Here is a 20,022-nt window from a genome sequence, read left to right as displayed (position 1 = left end):
AAACACTGCAGAGGCTTTGCTCACAATCCACCCTAAGAAATAAATGTACCCACTGATCGAAAGAAATATGCGTGGATTCATACAAAACAAGGGCTTGGGTTTGTATTTTAGGAATTTTCTGCGAAGCTTGATTGTGATCTCTTACGTTCGGTGTGAGAGATCTCTTACAAGTACTCGGGTGCGATTTTCATTTTATCTCGGCGGGTGTTGTCGAACAGATAACAAAGAACACTGAGTAAACACAAAATAATAGGGAAATATGATGGTTACAGCACTTTACGCAGCCTTGCTGACGATCGTAATGATTTGGTTAGCAATAGAGGTGATCAAGCAAAGGCGAATCAATCTTGTTGCTCATGCTGATGGCGGTGTCGAGTCGTTACAGATAGCACGTTCGGCACAAAGTAATGCTATGGATTACATCCCAATCACCGTTATTTTGATGGGATTGTTAGAGATGAATGGCGCCGGTGTGTGGCTGATTCATGTCATTGGTGTGGCGTTTATTCTGGGGCGTGTGATTCATGCGAAAGGGATCTTAGCGAAGAACTTCAAAGGTCGAAAAGTGGGTATGGTGTTAACGCTTATCTGCATGATCTCTTTGATTGTCCTAAACTTAGCTTACCTACCTTTTGATAAAATGTTCTAGGGAGCATTATGGCGTTGCGTCTTCCTCCTGCTTGGGCGATTGTCCTCGCAGGCTTGATACTCAACATCATGGCGATTGTCATGTCGAGCTTGGTGCTCGATAAAATTGAAGCTGAGAAAGCGGAGTACAACGATCGCAAATACGGCAATGTGTACTCAATACAGCTTGCTTGGAATACGATTGAAACCCTAGAGCGCAAGCGTGAAGCGATTTTGATTCACCTTGATAAACTAGAAACGGTGCAGCCGACCACGGTTCTCGACGAAGCACTGCGTGGGCAACTTAGGCGTTGGGTGAGTAGCGAAGTGCCAAGTATCTCTTTGGCTCACTTACCGAAACTGATGATGCTGATAAACAGTGCACAAGAAGCGCAACGAACTCGAATCGATGATTACTATTTGGATAACCTGACCTTGGTTGAGTTAATCCAAAGGCTTGATGAGAAAATGGCTTTCTATAAGAACATCGCCCTGTTTCTTCAAGTATTTGGCTTGGCGCTTATCTTAGCTCGCGACCTCGCTAGAAGACCTTAATCTTTAACCTTAATGCCTCCATTTACTTATCGACTTGTATCGTTAGCGAGACTCATTTGGCAGGTTAGGGTGCTGTTGGCCTTGGTACTTTGGTAACTGTTCTTTTAGCCCCTTAAACGTGCTCAGTGCACTGCCTATCGATAACTTGTTCATCAACCAATTTGGCAAGATGCCCCCTGCGTTCGCATACGCGGTGTAGGTGATGTAGGTATTGCCATTAGTCAGCGGTTGCAGTGTCCAAAGTGCGTCCACATCGTAGATTCGAATGTACCCCGACTCTTTCGCCAAATAGTTCGACGCATCCTTTATCGACAAAACAAACTGCCCACCCTCGATGCTGTATTTTGAGTAGGTCACCATGTCTCGATCTCTGGCAGGCCACGGTGCTTTGAATTGGGTATAGACGATGTTTTCATCTTCAGATATCTGCATCAACACACGGCTTTGCGATACATTATCTATCCAGTTTGGCACGTTCTCACTGTCTTCCAATAACAGTAAAAAACCGGAGTAAGTGGTGGGCGTTTGCATCTGTGCTCGTATTTCGACCAAGCCTTCGCTGTGTGGCCTTTTATCAATCATGATGCCATCTTCACTTTTGATGAACTGCCATGGGTTGGCATAAGTCAGTGTCGATAGGGCGCAGAGGCCGAGTACCAAAATCTTAGGTAATGTCATTATTCTTCCATAAAAAGAAAAGCTTATCTGCTAGGAGTATAGAATAGAAATGGACTTAGTAGGTGTTGCCAATCGCTTTGGGTTGGCCTCTTTGGGGAAAATCCCAATGAAAACAGAAGCGTTCGGTCGCTTCCGTTTTATTCTTGGGCAATGGATAAGCGCTGTAGGCTAGAGCTTATAGGCTTCTACGGTTTTGATGGTTGTCCAGTTGCTGTTGGCGTCTTGGATGAACTCTTGTGTATTCTCCAGCCAGCGTTTCTGAACCGATTTGTCTAAGTTCAGATACAACTTTCCATCTTCCACCTTCCAAGCGAGAGGGTCGGTTTCAAACTTCTTACCCATGGCTACTCCAAACGCGCAGTAACCGCCATATTGAGGGGCATAGGCTTCTGGATTGGCTCGAAATTCATCTCTGTTTTCACTGCTCGCAAAGTTATAGATCGCATTCTTATAGGTCGCTGTGAACTCAGATGTGCCTTTTACTGGACCTTCATTGGCAAAGTAAGCGACAGGATCATAGCCTTTAATTGCGAGGTTATTGCTGTCGACACTCATATCAAGGTCTGCTGCCATTAACGAAAAGCTGGTGCCTAGTAACGCGGCCATTAGAGTGATTTTTTGACTGGTCGATTTCATGTGTGACATATCAAGTTCCTTGTCAGTGTTGGTTATCTTGTTTGAAATAATTTAGCCCACTCGTCCGGTCTATAGAGGGACAAAAGAACTAAAAACTAAGCGAATCGTTCGGAGGATGCATGGATCTGCTTTCACAACTAATGGAACACTTCTCGATACGCACTGGCGTTTTCTATTCTGGAAACCTGTGTGGAGTATCGTCATTTAACGCGCAACAAGGTAAAGAGGGCCACCTTCATGTATTGAGCGCGGGGGAGTTGAGCTTGTCTAGCGCTCACACGGAACACAGGCATTTGTCGCAGCCTTGCATTGTTTATTTGCCGAAATGGCGTCACTGGCCGCGATGTCTCGTACTCAGTTTATTGAAGCGTTCAAACGGGAAGTGGGTGAAACGCCGGGAGATTATGTGCAAAAGTGGCGAGTCTCTGTTGCTCAATCTCTGTTATTGCAAAATAAGCCGATCAATTGGGTCGCTGATGAAGTGGGTTACAATAGCTATTCAGGATTCTCACGTGCTTTTCAACATGTTGCCGGAGTGTCGCCGCGCCTTTGGCTAAAGCAAAATGCGTCGTGAAACGGCAGGCAATCCCCACCCGATTTATGGCTATTCGTATCTGGCTGGTCTATGTTTTAGCGGAAATTGTATGTAGTTTGTTCTTTTATCGGAAGAGGGTGTAAAAAGGTGGACTTTATAAGCTCGTTGTAACATCCTGCCCGTCCTATTTTATCTAGACACCAATGAGACGAAGTGCCTGCTGAACATTATTCAGCCTCCCGTATCTCATTAAAGTATTAAGGAGTTCAACTTGAACCTATTTGTAAGAGACCTTACCGTTATCGATTCTTCATACATCTGTGAACACAGAGGGGTCGTAGGAGATAGTTGGATTTTAGATGTCACCATGTCTGGTGAACTTAATGAAATGAGCATGGTGCTGGATTTTAGCAAGGTCAAAAAGCAGATCAAACAGCTTGTCGATGAGCATGTTGATCATCGTTTGCTGCTGCCAATGCAGAGCGCTGCAATTGTTCTTCAAGCGAGCAAAGCGGGCTACTCCAAGGTTGATGTGTTGCGTGGTGACAAGAGTCTTCATCTACATTGCCCTGATGAAGCATATTGCCTCATTGATGCAGAAGCGATCACCATCGAGAGTGTGACCGCACACGTTTACAATACTCTTCGCGATAACCTACCAAGTAACGTCACAGGGTTAGAGATCACCCTACGTCATGAGAACATTAATGGCGCGTTCTACCACTACACCCATGGTTTAAAAAAGCATGATGGCAACTGCCAACGCATCGCGCATGGTCACCGTTCTCCAGTAGAAATCGTGGTCGATGGTCAGCGTGACGGGCAACGTGAACAAGCATTTGCTCAGCGTTGGGAAGACATTTATTTAGGTTCTAAAGAAGACCAAGTTTCAGTTTCATCACTTAACCTGAGTGAAAACGCGAACAGTGTTAATGATGAAAGTCACTATGGCTTCCGCTACACTGCGCCACAAGGCGAATTTGAGCTAGCGATTGCTAAGAGTGAGACGGAAATTTTACCGACAGATACCACGGTGGAATTACTTGCTGGCTATATTGCGGATCAAGTTGAACCGAGCCTAGCAGAGAACCAATCACTACAAATCGTCGCTTATGAAGGTGTTGGCAAGGGCGCAATGGCGTTCCGATAACACTCCAGCGAGTGACACAGTCTCATTACTGACATGATGAAATAAAGGCAAGATAATCCGTTATCTTGCCTTTACTTTTTGTGACTCTTTAAAACTGATTTAGCTGATGATGTTAGGCACAAACACTAACGAAGCAGCACGCGTCGCAGTGGTGTTTTTTCGATTCCAACAACCAACCCGAAGCTCAACAATACGGTGCCAAAAAATACCGTAACGTCTTTTGTCAATTCCGTAATGCCTAAGACTCCACAGACATTGAACAGCACGATAATGATCAGCAAATGGCAAACGTAGATGCCTAACATACGATTCGAGATCGCGCGAACCCACGCATAGTCGCCGATGTTTGGATTAGCCAAAAGCCACATAAATACGCCCATTCCCCATAGTGCCGTACCAAACAAGAAATCATTCATGTTGAATCCGACGTCGAACGTGGTGAGCCATGATGCCTCAGCAAAATGAATCAACATGCCTAACGCTAATAACCCCAACGCTTTAGTTGATGACACCTTCCATTGATTCTGACGAATAAGGAAACCTAAGGTCACCATTAACGTGCTAAAGAACGGGCCATTACGCGTGAAGAAAGGTGCTTCTAACCCGGTTAGCGTTGCGTAGCTGCCCGCTAAAACACCATAAACGTAAAGTACAATGGCCGCTGGTAATAGCAGTTTGTCGAGTTTCATTTCGACTATCAAAGCAATGATCAAAACTGCACAAACCAGAGCGGGAATAAACCATAAATGAACCAATCCACCCTCTAAGAAAGAGTTAAGTGGCGTGTTCATTAAGAAACCCCAATAGCCTTGGCGCTCACCTAGGTAACCAAACTCTTCTACCTTCGCGAGGTTGAATGGCATCACTAAGCAAATGATGCTCCATGCTAACCAAACCTTAAGCAGTGGTTTAGAGTAATTAATGACGGTTTGCCACGCGGAGGCAGTCAGCTTGGGCTGAATAAGATAACCGGAAATTAGGAAAAACAGAGGTACCGCAAAACGAGCGGTTTGGTTGAGTACATAACCGATCCAAGGCACTTCATCTATTTGCCAATAAGTGAGTGCCACTTGGCCATGTAAGCCAATGATCGCCAAGATAGCAATCACTCGACCCAACTCAATACTGGCGATGTGTTGTGAAGGCGTATGTTGAACGGAAGACATATCAGATCTCTAAGAAAATTTTCGTAGAATCTAACAGCCTTTTTATTGAATCAGTTAGCGCTAAATCAAGGGTTGCGACCTTTGTTTTAAGGCTTGTATTGATTATTTGAAGCCTGTCGCAGCTATATTAAATCCATTGCAGTAAGTACAAAAATACCGAGAGTACAAGTGATAAGAGAAACAACAGTAGTAAGCGCGATGATGTTAGCCGCCAGTGTTGAGTTTCCTCCCATCGCACGAGCCATAACGTAGCTTGCCGCTGCTGTTGGTGCTGCGCTCATCAAGAAGATAAGCCCGAGATCGAGCCCTTCAAATCCTAAGTACCCAGCCGCCAGTGTAATCAGTAACGGTGAGGCAATTAACTTGTAGCTAGAGGCGAACCACGTCGATAACTTTTCTTGTTTGAGCGAGCTGATGTCCAGCGACCCACCGGTACACAGCAGTGCCAAAGGTAACGTCATGTTGGCAAAGTACTGACCAGCATCAGTGACCATTTTTGGGATAGGAATCGAAAGCGCATAGAAGACGACCGCTAAGAAAATAGCGATGATCAATGGGTTCTTGGTAATCGACTTAGCGATCACTTTAATCGCTTTCGCACCAGTGTCTTCGCCTTTGGGTGTCAGTGCAATCACGGCTTGAATGTTATACAACACGGTTAGAGATGCGACATAGATAGCCGCCAATGCCACGCCTTGGTTGCCATAGATATTAGCCACATAGGCGAGGCCGATGATCGCGGTATTGGCGCGGAATCCACCTTGGACAATCACACCTTGATCTTTCGAACCTTTAAATACTAATTTGGTTGAGAAAATCGTGAACAAGAAAAAGACAAAGTTAGCGATGACGCCAAACGCAACTAACGCGCTACTGGCTGAAAAGTTGTGATTCGATTGAACAATACTCAGAAATAGCATCGCGGGCAGGGTGACTTGAAATACCACCTTAGATGCGACATCAATGAAATTGTCATTGATTAAGCCGATTCGCTTGAGCATCACACCAAGAAACAGCATTAAACAGATAGGGCCTGTTACCGACGCCGAAAACGCAAACTGTTCCCAAAGTGTGTTCATTCTCTTTCCCTAGTTATTAAACTCAATAATCGGTTAACTCAAATTCCTTTGAATACTGTCGCATTTTTCCACAGTTCTTTGATAAGACAAAATGAATACCTAGGGTTAAGTAAAAAATCTTGAAAAAAAGAACGAACGTGCTAAAAATAATGTATCAGATTTATTATTGGTGAATAATGAGTAAGGGAAAGATAACCAAAGAGTATATTTTGAGCCATGCATTCGCGCTTGCAAGTGAGAATGGGCTTGAGAGTTTGACGATTGGCGAGTTAGCCAAGCAGTGTGGCATGTCTAAGAGTGGCTTGTTTGCACACTTCAACTCTAAAGAAAACCTGCAACTCTCTGTACTCGAGTATTCCAACGCCATATTCACCGAAAGAGTCATCATTCCCGCAAGAGAGCTGGGAGATGGTGATATTGAAGCGAAATTGAAACAGCTGCTCGACAATTGGCTGGGCTGGAACCATTCATTCCAAGGCAGTTGCATGTTTATTGATGCATGGAAAGATGCGGGCAGTGAAAGGTCTGTGATTCAGAAAGCACTGCAGAAAACCATTTCAGTGTGGATTGACTACTTGACGATTCAGGTAGCAAAAGCGGTTGAGAGCAAACAGTTCAGAGCCGATTTAGACCCGAAACAGGCAACCTTCGAGTTATACGGTCTTTATTTGAGTGCGAACTTGTTCTACTCGTTACGAGGCCAACAAGCGAGCCACACCCATTTTTGGAGTGGTGTCGAGCGCTTGGTAGCCAGTTGGAGAGCGGTTTAATACATACAGCAGGTTAACTCGCAAATCATGTGACTTTGCTTAACTAAGGTTTGCAAAAGATTTTAACAGAAGTGGCGGCAAGCAATCATAAACAGCGCTATCGTCATTTTTTATACTAACAAATAGCACGGTCGTTCGATTTTCAGGGCCGAGCTCGATCCGCCAATGATGATGGCGATACAAGGACCGGTCATGAGTGACAAAATCTACTTTAATACATCGAACAAATTCAGCTTCAAGCGCAGCTTAATTGGCGCAACAACCAATCTTCATTACATCCTAGCGCCGAGTCATGCGAAGAAAACAGCACGTAAGTTGCTGCTCACTCCAATGCGTACTGAGCAGAAAAATGCTGATCCCCAAGGGCTTATCAAGAGTGAAATCAAAGGTCGTGATGGCGTTATAAAAACCTATTCTTTAGGTACCGGACCTGTTTGGGTGCTGACTCATGGTTGGTCTGGCACTGCGAGTCAGTTTTTCCCTCTGATGGAACATATTGCTGCTAAAGGTTTTACGGCTCTGGCTTACGATCATCCTGCTCATGGTGGCAGCGATGGTGTACATGGTCATATTCCTGCGTTTGTGAACGGTCTTGAAGCGATTCTAGATTCGGTAGGTGAGGTAGCTGGTTTGGTCGGCCACAGCATGGGTACGGCTTCTGCGTTGGAATGTAAGCACGTTAAATTGGAAAACAAGCCACTATTGCTGATTGCACCTGTACTGGATTATCTAGAAAACCTATTTGGCAGCGTCACACGTTCTGGTTACTCAATGAAACTGTTTGAAGCGGTAGTCGGAGAAGTAGAAGAGCAGTTTAACTATCCAATTCAGTCTGTTGATCCCTATGGAAAGCTAGCGCTTCGTGAGTCTCAAACGATCATCGTTCATGATGAGCAAGACAAGTTTACTAAGTTTGATGTGTCTCAGCGTGCTGCTAATGAAATGGGTCGCGTTACTTTAATTGCGACTCAAGGACAGGGCCACGGGCGAGTAATGAAGTGCCCACAAGTATTTGAGAGCTTTGATAACTTAATTGGCTAAGTCTAATACCAATCGTAGTAAATAACTGTTCACCCTAGCTTGTTAAAAATCTCGATAACGTCGTTAGATTTTTTGACTGTAGAATAACTACTTATCGAAACTATTTATTGAAAAGAGCAGCCTTGTTCTCAAGCTTTTTTCCTGCGCTATTTTTGAACACTTACTTACTGTGATTGGTATAACGAGCGCAAGTCAGTAGAACGCCAGTAAAAAGATCGTAAGCTCAAAGCTAAGAAAAAAAACACTAAAAAGGCCAACCAGATATTCTCTGGTTGGCCTTTGCTTTTAGTTGCTTAGTTAGCTTTAACTAATCTTGTCCTTAGTTAGCACAGCTTGCTGGGCCGATCTCTTTCCACACGCCCCATTGGCCTGTCGTTGTTGGATCTTCACCGGTTGTCCACCATTTCGCTTCCCAAACCTTACCGCCTTGAGTCACTTGGTCGCCACCAGTGTAGACTGCACTTGAATCCCAAGCGTTAGTACACGAGCCACCGCCTGTGGTTTTCTTGAGGACTTTCACTGAAGTAGCCGCGACTGATGTATCGGTACCATCACTCACTGTTACAGAGAAGTTCAGTACTGTGTCTTGCGCGTATTCAGCCGCGACAAAGCTTACTGAAGCGCCTTGTACTGTTGCGTTGATACCTGCTGGTACATCCCACGTGAAGGTTAATGTGTCTTGATCCGCATCGCTAGACGCTGACGCATCAACCACAACAACGTCACCCGCATTGACTTCAGCCGGAGCCGTAAGCACAGCAACTGGTGCTGTATTGACTGGGCCTGTGTCTTTAGGAGTTACCGTTACAACAACGGTGTCAGTTGCAGTAGCGCCTTCGTTATCAGTTACCGTTAGGCTGAACGTGAGTGCTTCTTGTTGCGCGACTTCAACCACATCGAAGCTTACAACAGCCGCATTCGCGTTCGCCAGCGTTACTGCCGTGCCGCTTACTTGTGACCAAGCATAGCTCGCGATTGTACCGTCGCTGTCTTTTGAAGCGCTGCCATCTAGAGAAACAGAGGCTGGGCCTTCAACTGATTGGTCTGCGCCTGCAGCTGCCGTTGGTTTACGGTTTACAGGATCTGTTGTACCGCCAGCAAGGCCTTCATGCATTGCGTTGAGGATGTCGCCGTTGTCTGCATCAATTTCCCAAGAGAATAGACCCGCAAGGCCAAGGCTACGAACGTACGCGCCTTTTGCTTTTACCGAGCGGTCATCATCAAATGTGATCAGCTGACCTGAAGTGCGGTTCCAAACGTAAGGCGCTTCTGCCAATTCGTCGTAGCCATATTCGAAGCCGTTGATGCCTTGGTTATTCGCTCCAAGCATGTTTGCTTTAATGCCTTTGTAATCAATAACGCCATCTTCCCATACGCCTTGCGCAGAGCTACCTTTCAGTTTGCCGTTACCCACCCCTGTCATAGGGTCGCTAGGATCGGTGAGTGATGATGGTAATACGCCTTCCCAGCCACGACCGTACATCGCTGTACCAACCACAAGTTTGTTCGCTGGAACGCCTTGTTCAAGTAGCAATTGGATGCCGTTGTCTGTGGTGTAAGCTGGGCCTGTGTACTGTTCGCCATTTTCATCAAGACCTGTGCCATCACATTGACCAGGACGCATGAAGTTACCGCAGTTTAGTGCTGTTTGGTGACCTAACACGTTGTTCCAACCGCCGTAGAAGTCGTAAGTCATTGCGAAGATGTAATCCATGTATTGGATAGCATCGCCGTAGTTCACGTCTTCAATCTTATCGTGACCAACACCGATCGCAGAAGTGAGCTCGTAAGTACGACCGTTTTCCGCTTCTAGCTCATCTAGCATTACGCGAAGTTCTGCCATCAGTGCAATGTAAGCTGGGCCGTCATTTACAGGATCACCAAGGTCTGGAGCAGCACCGCCACCACCAGGGAATTCCCAATCGATATCCACACCGTCGTAGAATTTCCATGTGTTAAGGAATTTCTTAACAGACGCTACAAAGGTGTCACGGTTGGCTTTAGTTGTGAAATCAAAGAATGGGTCAGACAGCGTCCAACCACCAATCGATGGGATGATCTTCAAATCAGGGTTACGCTGTTTGAGCGCCATCATCATTGCGTAGTTACCCTTGATCGGTGAGCTGTATTCGTGGCCCGCTTGAGGGAAACTCTTCTGGAAAGCAGCCCATGGGTCGTGAATCACTACTTCGTAATCATTAACACCCTGACAAGCTGTCATGAGGGCGTTGTAGCTGTTTCCACCTACCGATTTTACTGATTCGTTAGGACCACAAATTGGGATGAAGCCGTAAAGGATGTGGGTCAAGTTATCAGCAGGTAGGTTATCTACCGTGTAGTCACGACCATAAATACCCCACTCAACAAAGTAAGTACCGACTACCGTGTTTGGATCTGTGTTGTATGACTTGTTGTTTGGATCCACATTCATCGCAAGTGGCGCTAAGTGTGCGCCATCTGTATCGGCAATCGTGATTTTAGCGGGTGCGCTTTTGCTACAACCTGTTTCGTCACACGCTTCTATTTCCATTTCGAATAAGCCGCCTTGGCCATATTCGAATGAGGCCGTGGTTTGGCTGCCAGTGATTGGGCCAGTGGCTACTTTAACGCCATCAAAGTAGATGTTGTACGTGTTTCCTGACGTTCCGCTCCATTGGTTGAACTTAACGTCGACTTTTGCTTTGTCGTGATATTTAACCATCTGGTTGTAGCCAGAGGTGGTTTCCATCGCGAGTTCAATTTTAGAAAATTGCAGGTTGTTGGAACCGTACATGTCGATGCTAGGTGCTGTTGGAGCAGCTAATGCTGTACCAGATAGCGCTAGAGCAATGCTTGCAGCACAGGTATTTATACGAATCATACTATTTCTCTCATTCCTTGAAGATTACGAGAACCCAATGGCCCCATAAACGGCTCCAATCAGTTTTGAAGGAGCTTCCCAGTCAGTATTCGAGAGAGTTTTAATTTCATAACTGAAAATAAATCCGTTTTCGATGGACAACTAAAAAATTGTATCTTGTTACAATTCTGTTGCTTAATGAATGAGAGGCTGAGTCCATGTTTTATAAAATAAAACATCCTTCAGTAGGAAAATCTCACAAGTGAAAATTCACGACATGAAGTTATGAAAAGGTGCGACAAACTATAAGAAAATACTGTGGATTGAAGCTGAATCACAAAGTGAAGTATGTTGAGCGAGCGGGGTCGATCGACGGGTAAACTTGAAGACGAATGCTTATGGCAGTATGGATAAGAGGGTTATCTTTTGAATTGCTCAGCTAAGGAAGCGCGTCGTTGTTGCATGACACTATGGGTATCACCAGTCGCAGTATCTTCGTAGCCTTCTTTAATAAATTGCTGAGATGGTACGCTTGGCTCTAATCGCTTTAAGCGAGGCGAATCGTAAGTACCACTGATGGTGTAAACGGTGGTTCCAGAGCCAGTGTTGATCGTGACGATCTTCCCGTCAAAATCGAATGAGGTAGTGATAAGACGATGATTCATCATCACACCGTTTTCAGAAAGTGTCAGGATGTCGGTGTTGTAAGGTGGCGCCGCAATCTCTATCCATGTGCCATAGACGTTGCTTGGGCTGACAGATTGCTGGTGGGCTTGGTAAGCAAAATAGCCGGCGGTGAGGGCAACCATAAAGCCAGCTAATAGGAAGCTGTAGAGTAACGAGTTGGCAAATAAATCTCTGCTTTTGATCGACTTTTTTGCCATTATCTCTTCATTTTCCCACTGATATTATTTTAGATTCTATTAACTAAAACCTTAGTTTGCAAAAATTGTTATAAGAGTTAGAAGCAGGATCGAATGTTCCAATAAATTTGGTTGCGTTGGCGATTTTTTGCCTGATTCCTTGGTATTTACGTTATCAATGAAAGCGAATTCAAGAAATGCCTAAGCTATGCGTATTTATTTCTTGTAGGACAGTCTCGAATTGGTTAAAACAATTATCACCTAGATTTACGCATAGGCTCATTCGTTGAGTCCAATAATTGCAATTTTGAGATAACAAGGAAGTACAATGATTAAAGAAAACACATACTTTGAAGGTGGCGTTAAGTCGTTAGCGTTTAACCAAGCTGGCGCTGATGTGAGTGTTGGTGTGATGGCAGCTGGCGAATACACATTCGGTACTGCGGCTCCAGAAAAGATGACCGTTGTTAAAGGTGCTTTAATTGTAAAGCGTGTTGGCGATGATGAATGGACGACATACCAATCTGGTGAGTCTTTTGACGTTGCGGGTGATTCTTCATTCGACCTGCAGGTAAAAGAAGCGACAGCTTACCTGTGTGAATATCTGTAACTCGCTCTAAATTCGTTTAATTAGGGCACTGTTGGTCTCTGATTTAATAGAAAAAAACCACGCTCTAGGAGCGTGGTTAAATAAGTGATAGTAACCGGCAGTGGATAGTGTCACTTGTTTTTGCAGTCATCAAATGGATGACCAAATCGTTGTTCGTTGCAAAATCTCTTCAATCTTCAATCTTCAATTCAAATCTCAATTCAAAGCTCAAAGACAGACATTGGTAAATCAGTAAGTCTCAAATACGCCGTCGTTGTAATCCTGAATCGTCTGTTCAATCTCTTCCATTGAATTCATGACGAACGGACCATAGTGCACAACAGGTTCATTAATCGGTTCACCAGAAAAAACCAGTACACCTGAATCTTCTAAGCTGTCTAAAGAAAGCCAGTCAGCTTTGGTGAGCAGGGCAAGCTGACCTTGCTTGATCACTTTGTCGCCGATCTTAATGCTGCCTCGGTACACATAAGTCATGGCATTGTGATTAACATTAGTCCCTAACGTCACTTTTTGCCCAGCATGAGAGCGCCAATCCGCAACGATTAATGGCACACCTGTTTTCTGCAATGGACCTTGCGCTCGTAAAGCCTCTGAATCATCGTTAGTTTGGTTATGCAGTTCAAACCCACCGGCTATCACTCTCAATAAACCACGTTGTTCGCTTTGGTGTTCTGTAATGCTTTCACTCTGGAAGTCGTGATATTGCGCGGGCAGCATTTTGTGTGACGCAGGCTGATTTATCCAAATCTGAAAGCCATGCAGTGCACCTTCTTCCATCATTGGCATTTCGCTGTGAATGACACCACGGCCTGCGGCCATCCATTGAGCGCCACCGCTGCGTAGCTCTCCAACATTCCCCATATGGTCTTTGTGTTGGAAGTGACCTTGGAGCATGTAAGTGAGCGTTTCTATCCCACGGTGAGGATGTGGAGGAAAGCCGCCAACATAGTCTTTGCTTTCATCCGACTTCAGTTCATCAATCATTAAAAATGGAGAGAAACGTGCGTTATTAAAACCTGCGAGTCGTTGGATTTTGACGCCATCACCATCTGAGGTGGCATGTGCTGTAATCACATGATCTACTGCTCTTACATTCGTCATTTTGAAACCCTCATAAACTTGAATAGCTGTAGTTTATGTAATTTGATTTAAAAAGAAGATGGCACAGCGTTGAGTGACTTATTCGAAAATCTTGAACAGGTAACAATATGAAATTATGTCTATACTCAATAGAGAGTATATCGCCAAGGAGGCCGCTATGGCAGTTCAGCAAAAACATGGCGAAAGGCATGGTCGGATAGGTTTTGATAACGACTTTACAACGGAGCAAAGCCAGCGCTTTACTGAGGTTGCAAACAGCGCAGTTAAACGCCGCGTGAAAAAACGTGAGATAGAAGCGCCGTTTATTCAGTCAGCTAAGCAAGCCGCTTTTAAAACCGTGGTGAGGCGACCTAAAGGGAATAACCCAAACCGAACACGTCAAGTCATATGGATTATTATGATCGGGTTAGTGAGTCTTTGGCTTATGTACCTTGCAGGTTAGCAGCGCCGCTCCGTTATAGGAATGGCTAGCGTTGGCGCGTTTTTAATAGCGTAACATTGTTCCCTTCGATCTTCGCTTCAAAGCAATCTTCAAGTTCAGATGAATCCGGTGCTGAGCTAACAAGGCTCGTTGGTAGTTCTTCTATCAGGGTCGATACTGGGTTGTCGTGATAATAAGCATATCGGTTTTTTCCTGAATGCTTGGCAACATACATCGCTTTATCAGCACATCTCGTCAGCTCATGTAATTCTTGGGCATCTTGCGGATACAAAGCAACCCCAACACTTAACGTCAATTCCTTGATTCTCTCGTTTGTTTGGCAGCCGCTTTCGAACAGCCCGCAGATCCTATCTAGAATGCCGTCTAGATCTTTACGAGTTGGCACATCGTAGAGCATCAGAACAAACTCGTCTCCAGCAAAGCGCGCGATGGAATAATCGTATTCATGGCTTTTTCTGTCTCTGGTTCGAATGTTGTTGCTCAAGCGATTGGCAAAATGCTGTAAGACACTGTCTCCCACATCGTGCCCGTAGCTGTCGTTAATGCCTTTAAAGTCATCTATATCCAAAAAGACCAATGCCGTAAGTGATCGCTCACTATCCACGGTGGCTAGTTTTTCTGTCGCCCAGCGTTCAAAGCTCCAACGGTTTGCCAAGCCGGTTAACTGATCTCTGTAAGCGAGATCTTCAATGCCTTCTTTATACAGGCGTTGAATATAACTGACGGCTTTTGTGTAGTAATAGGCGGATGTGTGGCACACCAAGCTCATGGTAAATAAGCTAAGGAAAAATCTGTGTGTGCTGTTAAATGGTAAAGAAAAATTGTTGGGCATTGCTGTAATCAAGGTGCTGATGAACAGGCAAAACGAGGTGCTGAAGATTATGCCAATTCTGAAATCATTAATGAAAATGACCGCGGCCAGAATTGGGTAGAGCCAGAGGATGCGATCTGGGATGGCGTGACTGTACAAGAATAGGATGACGCCCTGAACTAGAAGAACACCACTCAGAATCAATTCGGAATACTCAGGATTGATGACTTTTCTTACATATAAAGCGTTAGAAATGGCAATGATGGCGAAGCACAATTCGAATATTGACAGCGTGTAATGCTCGCCTTCGAAGTAAGCCCAAGTATAGAAAATGAATAACGCAGCGGCAGTCAGTGAAAAGGAGTGGACAATTTTTTGCTTGCGGGTGGATCGTATGTCCGCCATTTCTTCTAGGTGCCTGCCGACGAGCCTTTTCATGTGATCTGTGCCAAAGTTTTTGATAATGGTGTTAATAGTAGATTAAATAACAAGCTATGCAGAGGCTTAGATGTCTATTTAGTGTGACTACTATCAAGGTTTCATATGAAAGGCTGTTCAATCAATTCCAAATAGTGATGTATATCACCGATGGTGCTGGTCATCTCTAGAAGATTAGATTTAAGCATCAAACTTGTAACCGTTGTTTGATGTTTATCTACTTGCTTTCCAGAGAGTTACTCCACATAGTTTGTAAACGACCAAAATTAAGAAAGGCTCATTATGTTAATTACCTTTAGTTGTAAAGCTCATGCTAGTGTCACGATGTTTGGTGAAGTCGGCCTCCAGTTCATCAAGATGCTTGGGCATAGCGGCTCCATCCCAGGTGCTATGGATGCTTCAGAGGTTCCTCAAGCTCTGGATAATCTACGTGCTGCTATTGCAGCAGAGCAGAGCAAGTCCGTAGAGCATGAAAATACTGATGACGACAATGAAGAAGAGGTGGTTGAAGCGCCTGTTAATATCGGTAGTCGAGCGTTCCCACTGGTTGAATTATTAAAAGCTGCCATCAAAGATGAATGTGAAGTGATGTGGGAAGACGGTAGCGGCAAGCGACTGTAGTACGATTCACGCGAAACGTAACAAGCCTATTGAATCTATTTTAATCAGAATGAATGCTGAACCAGTATCGGACACACCATGACCATGGAGTTTTATGGTGATGAACCGATACTGGTGTTTTTTTAGTGAAGTAATCCACTCGTTTCTGTTTATTTACAAGGTTCGTCAGCCCTGAAATGAGTGACTTTTGTTATCGTAATATCAATCCATAACAGACCGTAAACAAAGTGATGCTGTTCACGCTTTCTTGACTCCCAATTCTGAACTAAGAATTTTTCCTAGTTATTCTAAGACCCTCTCTCATGCGGTCGATTTTTAGACTCCTTATTATTTCACGGTCAACTAACAAACAATGTATGGCCGCAATTATGCCGTGCAGACCTCACAAAAAATAAGAGAGTTCACAATGTTAAAGTTCCTAGATCAGGTTCGAAAACCGACGCTGGATCTTCCGGTCGAAACTAGAAGAAAAATGTGGTTTAAACCATTCCTACAATCTTACCTCGTCGTGTTCATTGGTTATCTAACCATGTATTTGATCCGTAAGAACTTCAATGTCGCGCAAAACGACATGATTTCTACTTATGGATTATCGATGACGGATCTAGGTCTTATCGGTCTGGGTTTCTCTATCACTTACGGTATCGGTAAAACCGTCGTTTCCTATTATGCCGATGGTAAAAACACCAAGCAGTTCCTGCCATTCATGCTTGTCCTTTCTGGTATCGCTATGTTGGGCTTCAGCTTCAGTATGGGCGGTGGCAGTGCTAGCTTATTCTTGATGGTTGCCTTCTATGCGTTGAGTGGTTTCTTCCAAAGTACCGGCGGTCCTTCAAGCTACTCGACCATCACTAAATGGACGCCTCGTAACAAGCGTGGTTCTTATTTAGGCCTTTGGAATATGTCGCACAACGTGGGTGGTGCAGGTGCCGCTGGTGTTGCTCTGTTCGGTGCTAACTACCTTTTTGATGGCAACGTGATCGGTATGTTCGTGTTCCCATCAATCATTGCGATTGTGGTTGGCTTTATTGGTATGCGCTTTGGTAATGACTCTCCTGAAGCCTATGGTCTAGGTACGGTTGAAGAGTTGTTTGATGAAGAAGTCAGCGAAGAAGATACGGCTGCTGAAGAAAATCAAATGACTAAGAAAGAGATCTTTGTTGAATACATCCTGAAAAACAAAGTGATCTGGTTGCTCTGCTTCGCGAATATCTTCTTATACATTGTTCGTATCGGTATCGATCAATGGTCTACCGTTTATGCGTATCAAGAGCTAGGTCTATCAAAAGAAACCGCGATTTCAGGCTTCACTCTGTTTGAGGTTGGTGCACTGGTCGGTACGTTAATGTGGGGTTATCTGTCAGACCTTGCGAACGGACGCCGTGCTTTGGTTGCTTGTGTATCGCTTGGCCTGATTATCGTTTCGCTAGAGTTCTACCAGCATGCAACCAGTGAGTTCATGTACCTAGCATCACTGTTTGTGCTTGGTTTCCTAGTATTTGGTCCTCAGTTGCTGATTGGTGTTGCTGCAGTAGGTTTCGTGCCTAAGAAAGCAATCAGCGTTGCGGATGGCGTGAAAGGTACATTTGCTTACTTAATTGGTGACAGCTTTGCCAAACTTGGCCTAGGTATGATTGCAGACGGCACACCTATTTTTGGCTTAACGGGTTGGAAAGGCACGTTCGCAGCGCTTGATACGTCAGCTGCCATTTGTATCGTGTTACTGCTATTCGTTGCGGTTGCGGAAGAGAAGAAGATTCGCCACGCTAAGAAAATACACTTATCGTCTCAAAACGCGTAGCGAGTCTCACGTGCTTTATTGGTTTAAAGCACGTGAGATCATACCAATCGTTAGTTCGATTCAGTATCATCTCTATTAATAAACTTAATTTTAGATAGCTCCTGTTGGGGCTATTTTTCTTTCTTACTCTTAATTTTGGTTAATATCATGATTAATGTTGCGCTTGTTGATGACCACGTCATTGTTCGATCTGGCTTTGCTCAATTACTCAGTCTTGAAGCTGATATTACGGTCGTGGGGGAATTCAACTCTGCGGCAGAAGCGCGCCTAGGATTGCCAAGTTGTCACCCTGATGTCGTGATCTTAGATATCTCAATGCAAGACGAAAGTGGCCTGAGCTTATTGGAAGAGATTCCATCAGGCATTGCCAGTATCATGCTGAGCGTACATGACTCTCCGGCGATGGTTGAGAAGTCATTAGAGTTAGGAGCCAAAGGTTATCTCAGCAAGCGCTGTAGCCCTGATGAGTTAATCCAAGCCGTACACACGAGCGCAAATGGTGGCTGTTATCTCACGCCCGATATCGCCATAAAGCTTGCGACGCCCATGAAGAATAAAGCCTCTTTAAATCAGCTCACCCGCAGAGAAAGCGAAGTGTGTCAGTTATTGGCGACAGGGCTCGATGTAAAATCTATTGCCGTAGAGCTAGGGGTTAGCCATAAAACGGTGCATGTACACCGTGCCAATGCGATGGACAAACTCAATGTTAAGAATAATGTCGAGTTAGCGAAACTGTTTACACAAGACCAGTACTAATGCGTTCTTACCTAGCCACCTCCCTGTGTGGGGTTTTTATGGCTGGTTGTGCATGGTTCTGTTTGTGGGTTATTGCCTTCTATTTTATTAATGACCCTGAGTTAGCCATTCTGCTTTTCCCGTTTTCACTTCGATTGGGAATGACGCTGCACACTCGCACTCACTATTGGCCTGCTATCTATATTGCCGAGTGGGGGCTTGCGATCGCTTTAGCTCTGCTGCTTGATGAACCCCAATGGCTGACGATACTCATCGCCAGTGGATTGAGTATTCCTGCCACGCTAATTGCCAAGCGTTATTATTCTGGTGACCAGAATCGTCACTTGTTAGTGATGGCGAGCTTAATCATGGTCACAGCATTTATTAACGTTGCCGTGGTGGGTTCTCATGTTTCTGCTGTTTACATGGTGTGGTTGGTGAGTATTACTGGCGGATTGATGCTGGTGCCGATGTGTTATCTGGTCTGGAACTATCTATTCCAAAACAAGTGGGCACCATTGAGCTCTTACTTAATCAATAATGTCGTTGAGTTCAAAATCCGTCATATTGCTTTATATAGCGTGTTGTTGGTCGCCAGTATTTTGATACAAACCAGTTTGCCTGATGAGCTAAGGCGCTTTGCCCCGTTCTGTATGGCGATCCCTATTATCTTGCTCGCCGTTCGTTATGGATGGCAAGGTGCTCTGCTTGCAACAATGTTAAATAGTGTCGCGTTGATTGCAGCCCACAGCGGAACATCCAAACTCGAAATTACCGACTTACTCTTGTCTCTATCTGCTCAAACCATCACAGGTATACTGCTTGGTTTAGCGGTTCAAAAGCAGAAAGATCTCAACTCCAAATTGCGAAGTGAACTCTCCAGAAATCAAAACCTTTCACGTCAGTTAGTTACCGCTGAAGAGTCGGTTCGTCGTGATATTGCGCGTGAACTGCATGATGAAATCGGCCAAAACATCACGGCAATTCGTACTCAGGCAAGCATTATTAAACGTGTCGACGCGGCTGAGATGAGCGTTCGCTGTGCGGGTACCATTGAATCATTATCTTTGAATGTTTATGACACCACCAAACGTCTACTTACAAAATTAAGACCTAAGATGCTGGACGATCTGGACCTAAAAGATTCCGTGGAACAGCTTATTCGAGAGATGGAGTTTTCGGATCACGGCGTTGATATTCAGTTAAATTGGCAAGGTGATTACTCGTGTTTGAGTGACACGCTTAAGGTCACTATCTTCAGGCTGTGCCAAGAATCTCTAAACAATGCCTCTAAATACGCCAACGCGAGCGAAATCAGAATTGAACTGCTTTTAGGTGACCAGGCTTATCTTCAGATATCAGATAATGGCATTGGTTTTACAGCGCAAGATCTTCTCAAAGGAATGGGTGTTCGCGGTATGCAAGAGCGTGTTCAGGCGCTCGGCGGCAAGATGACAATCAACGCTAATGGCTCATCTTCGGGTACCAATATCAGCGTTACATTACCTAAAGTGTGAGAACGAA

The 20,022-nt window shown here is 44.7% G+C and carries 20 protein-coding genes and 1 pseudogene; 13 read left to right on the top strand and 8 right to left on the bottom strand.

Annotated elements, in window-relative coordinates; translation table 11 throughout:
- The first annotated feature begins 262 nt into the window (after nucleotides 1-262).
- Nucleotides 263-649 carry an MAPEG family protein gene (locus AB4503_RS19045; RefSeq protein WP_017061526.1) on the top strand — a complete coding sequence of 129 codons (387 nt, stop codon included), beginning with the start codon at nucleotides 263-265 and terminating at the stop codon, nucleotides 647-649.
- 8 nt (nucleotides 650-657) lie between these two features.
- Nucleotides 658-1,182 (top strand): hypothetical protein, encoded by a 525-nt coding sequence (locus AB4503_RS19040; RefSeq protein ID WP_017067247.1) that lies wholly within the window; start codon nucleotides 658-660, stop codon nucleotides 1,180-1,182.
- 42 nt (nucleotides 1,183-1,224) lie between these two features.
- Here AB4503_RS19040 and AB4503_RS19035 read toward each other — a convergent pair whose 3' ends face one another.
- Nucleotides 1,225-1,860 (bottom strand): START domain-containing protein, encoded by a 636-nt coding sequence (locus AB4503_RS19035; RefSeq protein WP_372115566.1) that lies wholly within the window; start codon nucleotides 1,858-1,860, stop codon nucleotides 1,225-1,227.
- A gap of 49 nt (nucleotides 1,861-1,909) precedes the next feature.
- On the opposite strand from AB4503_RS19035, the gene AB4503_RS19030 reads away from it, so the two are divergent.
- A complete protein-coding gene (locus AB4503_RS19030; protein ID WP_017061529.1) occupies nucleotides 1,910-2,032 on the top strand; it encodes a hypothetical protein in 123 nt (40 codons plus the stop codon).
- On the opposite strand, the gene AB4503_RS19025 is transcribed toward AB4503_RS19030, so the two are convergent.
- On the bottom strand, nucleotides 2,029-2,505 hold the full coding sequence (locus tag AB4503_RS19025; RefSeq protein ID WP_017067245.1) for a YHS domain-containing (seleno)protein: 477 nt from the start codon (nucleotides 2,503-2,505) through the stop codon (nucleotides 2,029-2,031). The genes AB4503_RS19030 and AB4503_RS19025 overlap by 4 nt on opposite strands.
- A 110-nt stretch (nucleotides 2,506-2,615) precedes the next feature.
- On the opposite strand from AB4503_RS19025, the pseudogene AB4503_RS19020 reads away from it, so the two are divergent.
- Both AB4503_RS19020 and AB4503_RS19015 read left to right on the top strand, forming a co-directional pair.
- Nucleotides 2,616-3,070, top strand: a pseudogene (locus AB4503_RS19020) (helix-turn-helix domain-containing protein).
- A gap of 232 nt (nucleotides 3,071-3,302) precedes the next feature.
- Nucleotides 3,303-4,181: a 6-pyruvoyl tetrahydropterin synthase family protein gene (locus tag AB4503_RS19015; protein WP_372115565.1), complete on the top strand. Its 879-nt coding sequence runs from the start codon at nucleotides 3,303-3,305 to the stop codon at nucleotides 4,179-4,181.
- Nucleotides 4,182-4,306: 125 nt separating this feature from the next.
- Here the strand turns inward: AB4503_RS19015 and AB4503_RS19010 are convergent, their stop codons facing one another.
- Nucleotides 4,307-5,347, bottom strand: coding sequence for an acyltransferase (locus AB4503_RS19010; protein ID WP_372115564.1), 1,041 nt, complete (start codon nucleotides 5,345-5,347; stop codon nucleotides 4,307-4,309).
- 122 nt (nucleotides 5,348-5,469) lie between these two features.
- Nucleotides 5,470-6,426: an AEC family transporter gene (locus AB4503_RS19005; protein WP_048610304.1), complete on the bottom strand. Its 957-nt coding sequence runs from the start codon at nucleotides 6,424-6,426 to the stop codon at nucleotides 5,470-5,472.
- A 176-nt stretch (nucleotides 6,427-6,602) separates the two neighbouring features.
- Between AB4503_RS19005 and AB4503_RS19000 the strand changes: the two genes are divergently transcribed.
- Both AB4503_RS19000 and AB4503_RS18995 read left to right on the top strand, forming a co-directional pair.
- On the top strand, nucleotides 6,603-7,196 hold the full coding sequence (locus tag AB4503_RS19000) for a TetR/AcrR family transcriptional regulator (RefSeq protein ID WP_029235279.1): 594 nt from the start codon (nucleotides 6,603-6,605) through the stop codon (nucleotides 7,194-7,196).
- 192 nt (nucleotides 7,197-7,388) lie between these two features.
- Nucleotides 7,389-8,237 (top strand): alpha/beta hydrolase, encoded by an 849-nt coding sequence (locus AB4503_RS18995; protein WP_136974025.1) that lies wholly within the window; start codon nucleotides 7,389-7,391, stop codon nucleotides 8,235-8,237.
- 319 nt (nucleotides 8,238-8,556) lie between these two features.
- Here the strand turns inward: AB4503_RS18995 and AB4503_RS18990 are convergent, their stop codons facing one another.
- Both AB4503_RS18990 and AB4503_RS18985 read right to left on the bottom strand, forming a co-directional pair.
- Nucleotides 8,557-11,097, bottom strand: a complete 2,541-nt coding sequence (locus AB4503_RS18990; RefSeq protein WP_372115563.1) for a glycosyl hydrolase family 18 protein — start codon at nucleotides 11,095-11,097, stop codon at nucleotides 8,557-8,559.
- A gap of 398 nt (nucleotides 11,098-11,495) precedes the next feature.
- Nucleotides 11,496-11,960, bottom strand: coding sequence for a DUF2850 domain-containing protein (locus tag AB4503_RS18985; RefSeq protein ID WP_372115562.1), 465 nt, complete (start codon nucleotides 11,958-11,960; stop codon nucleotides 11,496-11,498).
- Nucleotides 11,961-12,267: 307 nt separating this feature from the next.
- On the opposite strand from AB4503_RS18985, the gene AB4503_RS18980 reads away from it, so the two are divergent.
- The gene (locus AB4503_RS18980) at nucleotides 12,268-12,549 is read left to right on the top strand and encodes a pyrimidine/purine nucleoside phosphorylase (RefSeq protein WP_004732754.1); all 282 of its coding nucleotides are present in this window, start codon (nucleotides 12,268-12,270) and stop codon (nucleotides 12,547-12,549) included.
- Between the two features lie 228 nt (nucleotides 12,550-12,777).
- Here AB4503_RS18980 and AB4503_RS18975 read toward each other — a convergent pair whose 3' ends face one another.
- Nucleotides 12,778-13,650: a pirin family protein gene (locus AB4503_RS18975; protein ID WP_372115561.1), complete on the bottom strand. Its 873-nt coding sequence runs from the start codon at nucleotides 13,648-13,650 to the stop codon at nucleotides 12,778-12,780.
- Between the two features lie 157 nt (nucleotides 13,651-13,807).
- Between AB4503_RS18975 and AB4503_RS18970 the strand changes: the two genes are divergently transcribed.
- Nucleotides 13,808-14,092: a hypothetical protein gene (locus AB4503_RS18970; protein WP_017061541.1), complete on the top strand. Its 285-nt coding sequence runs from the start codon at nucleotides 13,808-13,810 to the stop codon at nucleotides 14,090-14,092.
- Between the two features lie 25 nt (nucleotides 14,093-14,117).
- Here the strand turns inward: AB4503_RS18970 and AB4503_RS18965 are convergent, their stop codons facing one another.
- Nucleotides 14,118-15,308 (bottom strand): GGDEF domain-containing protein, encoded by a 1,191-nt coding sequence (locus AB4503_RS18965; RefSeq protein WP_102321386.1) that lies wholly within the window; start codon nucleotides 15,306-15,308, stop codon nucleotides 14,118-14,120.
- Between the two features lie 315 nt (nucleotides 15,309-15,623).
- Here AB4503_RS18965 and AB4503_RS18960 point away from each other — a divergent pair, with 315 nt between their 5' ends.
- The 4 genes from AB4503_RS18960 to uhpB all read left to right on the top strand — a co-directional run bounded on the left by AB4503_RS18960 (nucleotide 15,624) and on the right by uhpB (nucleotide 20,015).
- Nucleotides 15,624-15,962, top strand: a complete 339-nt coding sequence (locus AB4503_RS18960; protein ID WP_017061543.1) for a DUF1840 domain-containing protein — start codon at nucleotides 15,624-15,626, stop codon at nucleotides 15,960-15,962.
- 406 nt (nucleotides 15,963-16,368) lie between these two features.
- On the top strand, nucleotides 16,369-17,763 hold the full coding sequence (uhpT, locus tag AB4503_RS18955; protein ID WP_171733551.1) for a hexose-6-phosphate:phosphate antiporter: 1,395 nt from the start codon (nucleotides 16,369-16,371) through the stop codon (nucleotides 17,761-17,763).
- A 147-nt stretch (nucleotides 17,764-17,910) separates the two neighbouring features.
- The gene (gene uhpA / locus AB4503_RS18950) at nucleotides 17,911-18,519 is read left to right on the top strand and encodes a transcriptional regulator UhpA (RefSeq protein WP_017061545.1); all 609 of its coding nucleotides are present in this window, start codon (nucleotides 17,911-17,913) and stop codon (nucleotides 18,517-18,519) included.
- A complete protein-coding gene (gene uhpB / locus AB4503_RS18945; protein ID WP_017065060.1) occupies nucleotides 18,519-20,015 on the top strand; it encodes a signal transduction histidine-protein kinase/phosphatase UhpB in 1,497 nt (498 codons plus the stop codon). The genes uhpA and uhpB overlap by 1 nt, the downstream gene beginning before the upstream one ends.
- Nucleotides 20,016-20,022 lie beyond the last annotated feature (7 nt).

The organism is Vibrio sp. 10N.222.55.B11, assembly GCF_041473705.1.
GTDB classification, from domain to species: domain Bacteria; phylum Pseudomonadota; class Gammaproteobacteria; order Enterobacterales; family Vibrionaceae; genus Vibrio; species Vibrio crassostreae_C.
This window is presented reverse-complemented; position numbering and strand designations above follow the sequence as displayed.

Bases quoted from the DNA above. Each gene is read 5' to 3' on its own strand.
- AB4503_RS19045 (WP_017061526.1), top strand. From the start codon at position 263: ATGGTTACAGCACTTTACGCAGCCTTGCTGACGATCGTAATGATTTGG.
- AB4503_RS19040 (WP_017067247.1), top strand. From the start codon at position 658: ATGGCGTTGCGTCTTCCTCCTGCTTGGGCGATTGTCCTCGCAGGCTTG.
- AB4503_RS19035 (WP_372115566.1), bottom strand. From the start codon at position 1,860: ATGACATTACCTAAGATTTTGGTACTCGGCCTCTGCGCCCTATCGACA.
- AB4503_RS19030 (WP_017061529.1), top strand. From the start codon at position 1,910: ATGGACTTAGTAGGTGTTGCCAATCGCTTTGGGTTGGCCTCTTTGGGG.
- AB4503_RS19025 (WP_017067245.1), bottom strand. From the start codon at position 2,505: ATGTCACACATGAAATCGACCAGTCAAAAAATCACTCTAATGGCCGCG.
- AB4503_RS19010 (WP_372115564.1), bottom strand. From the start codon at position 5,347: ATGTCTTCCGTTCAACATACGCCTTCACAACACATCGCCAGTATTGAG.
- AB4503_RS19005 (WP_048610304.1), bottom strand. From the start codon at position 6,426: ATGAACACACTTTGGGAACAGTTTGCGTTTTCGGCGTCGGTAACAGGC.
- AB4503_RS19000 (WP_029235279.1), top strand. From the start codon at position 6,603: ATGAGTAAGGGAAAGATAACCAAAGAGTATATTTTGAGCCATGCATTC.
- AB4503_RS18995 (WP_136974025.1), top strand. From the start codon at position 7,389: ATGAGTGACAAAATCTACTTTAATACATCGAACAAATTCAGCTTCAAG.
- AB4503_RS18990 (WP_372115563.1), bottom strand. From the start codon at position 11,097: ATGATTCGTATAAATACCTGTGCTGCAAGCATTGCTCTAGCGCTATCT.
- AB4503_RS18985 (WP_372115562.1), bottom strand. From the start codon at position 11,960: ATGGCAAAAAAGTCGATCAAAAGCAGAGATTTATTTGCCAACTCGTTA.
- AB4503_RS18980 (WP_004732754.1), top strand. From the start codon at position 12,268: ATGATTAAAGAAAACACATACTTTGAAGGTGGCGTTAAGTCGTTAGCG.
- AB4503_RS18975 (WP_372115561.1), bottom strand. From the start codon at position 13,650: ATGACGAATGTAAGAGCAGTAGATCATGTGATTACAGCACATGCCACC.
- AB4503_RS18970 (WP_017061541.1), top strand. From the start codon at position 13,808: ATGGCAGTTCAGCAAAAACATGGCGAAAGGCATGGTCGGATAGGTTTT.
- AB4503_RS18965 (WP_102321386.1), bottom strand. From the start codon at position 15,308: ATGGCGGACATACGATCCACCCGCAAGCAAAAAATTGTCCACTCCTTT.
- AB4503_RS18960 (WP_017061543.1), top strand. From the start codon at position 15,624: ATGTTAATTACCTTTAGTTGTAAAGCTCATGCTAGTGTCACGATGTTT.
- uhpT (WP_171733551.1), top strand. From the start codon at position 16,369: ATGTTAAAGTTCCTAGATCAGGTTCGAAAACCGACGCTGGATCTTCCG.
- uhpA (WP_017061545.1), top strand. From the start codon at position 17,911: ATGATTAATGTTGCGCTTGTTGATGACCACGTCATTGTTCGATCTGGC.
- uhpB (WP_017065060.1), top strand. From the start codon at position 18,519: ATGCGTTCTTACCTAGCCACCTCCCTGTGTGGGGTTTTTATGGCTGGT.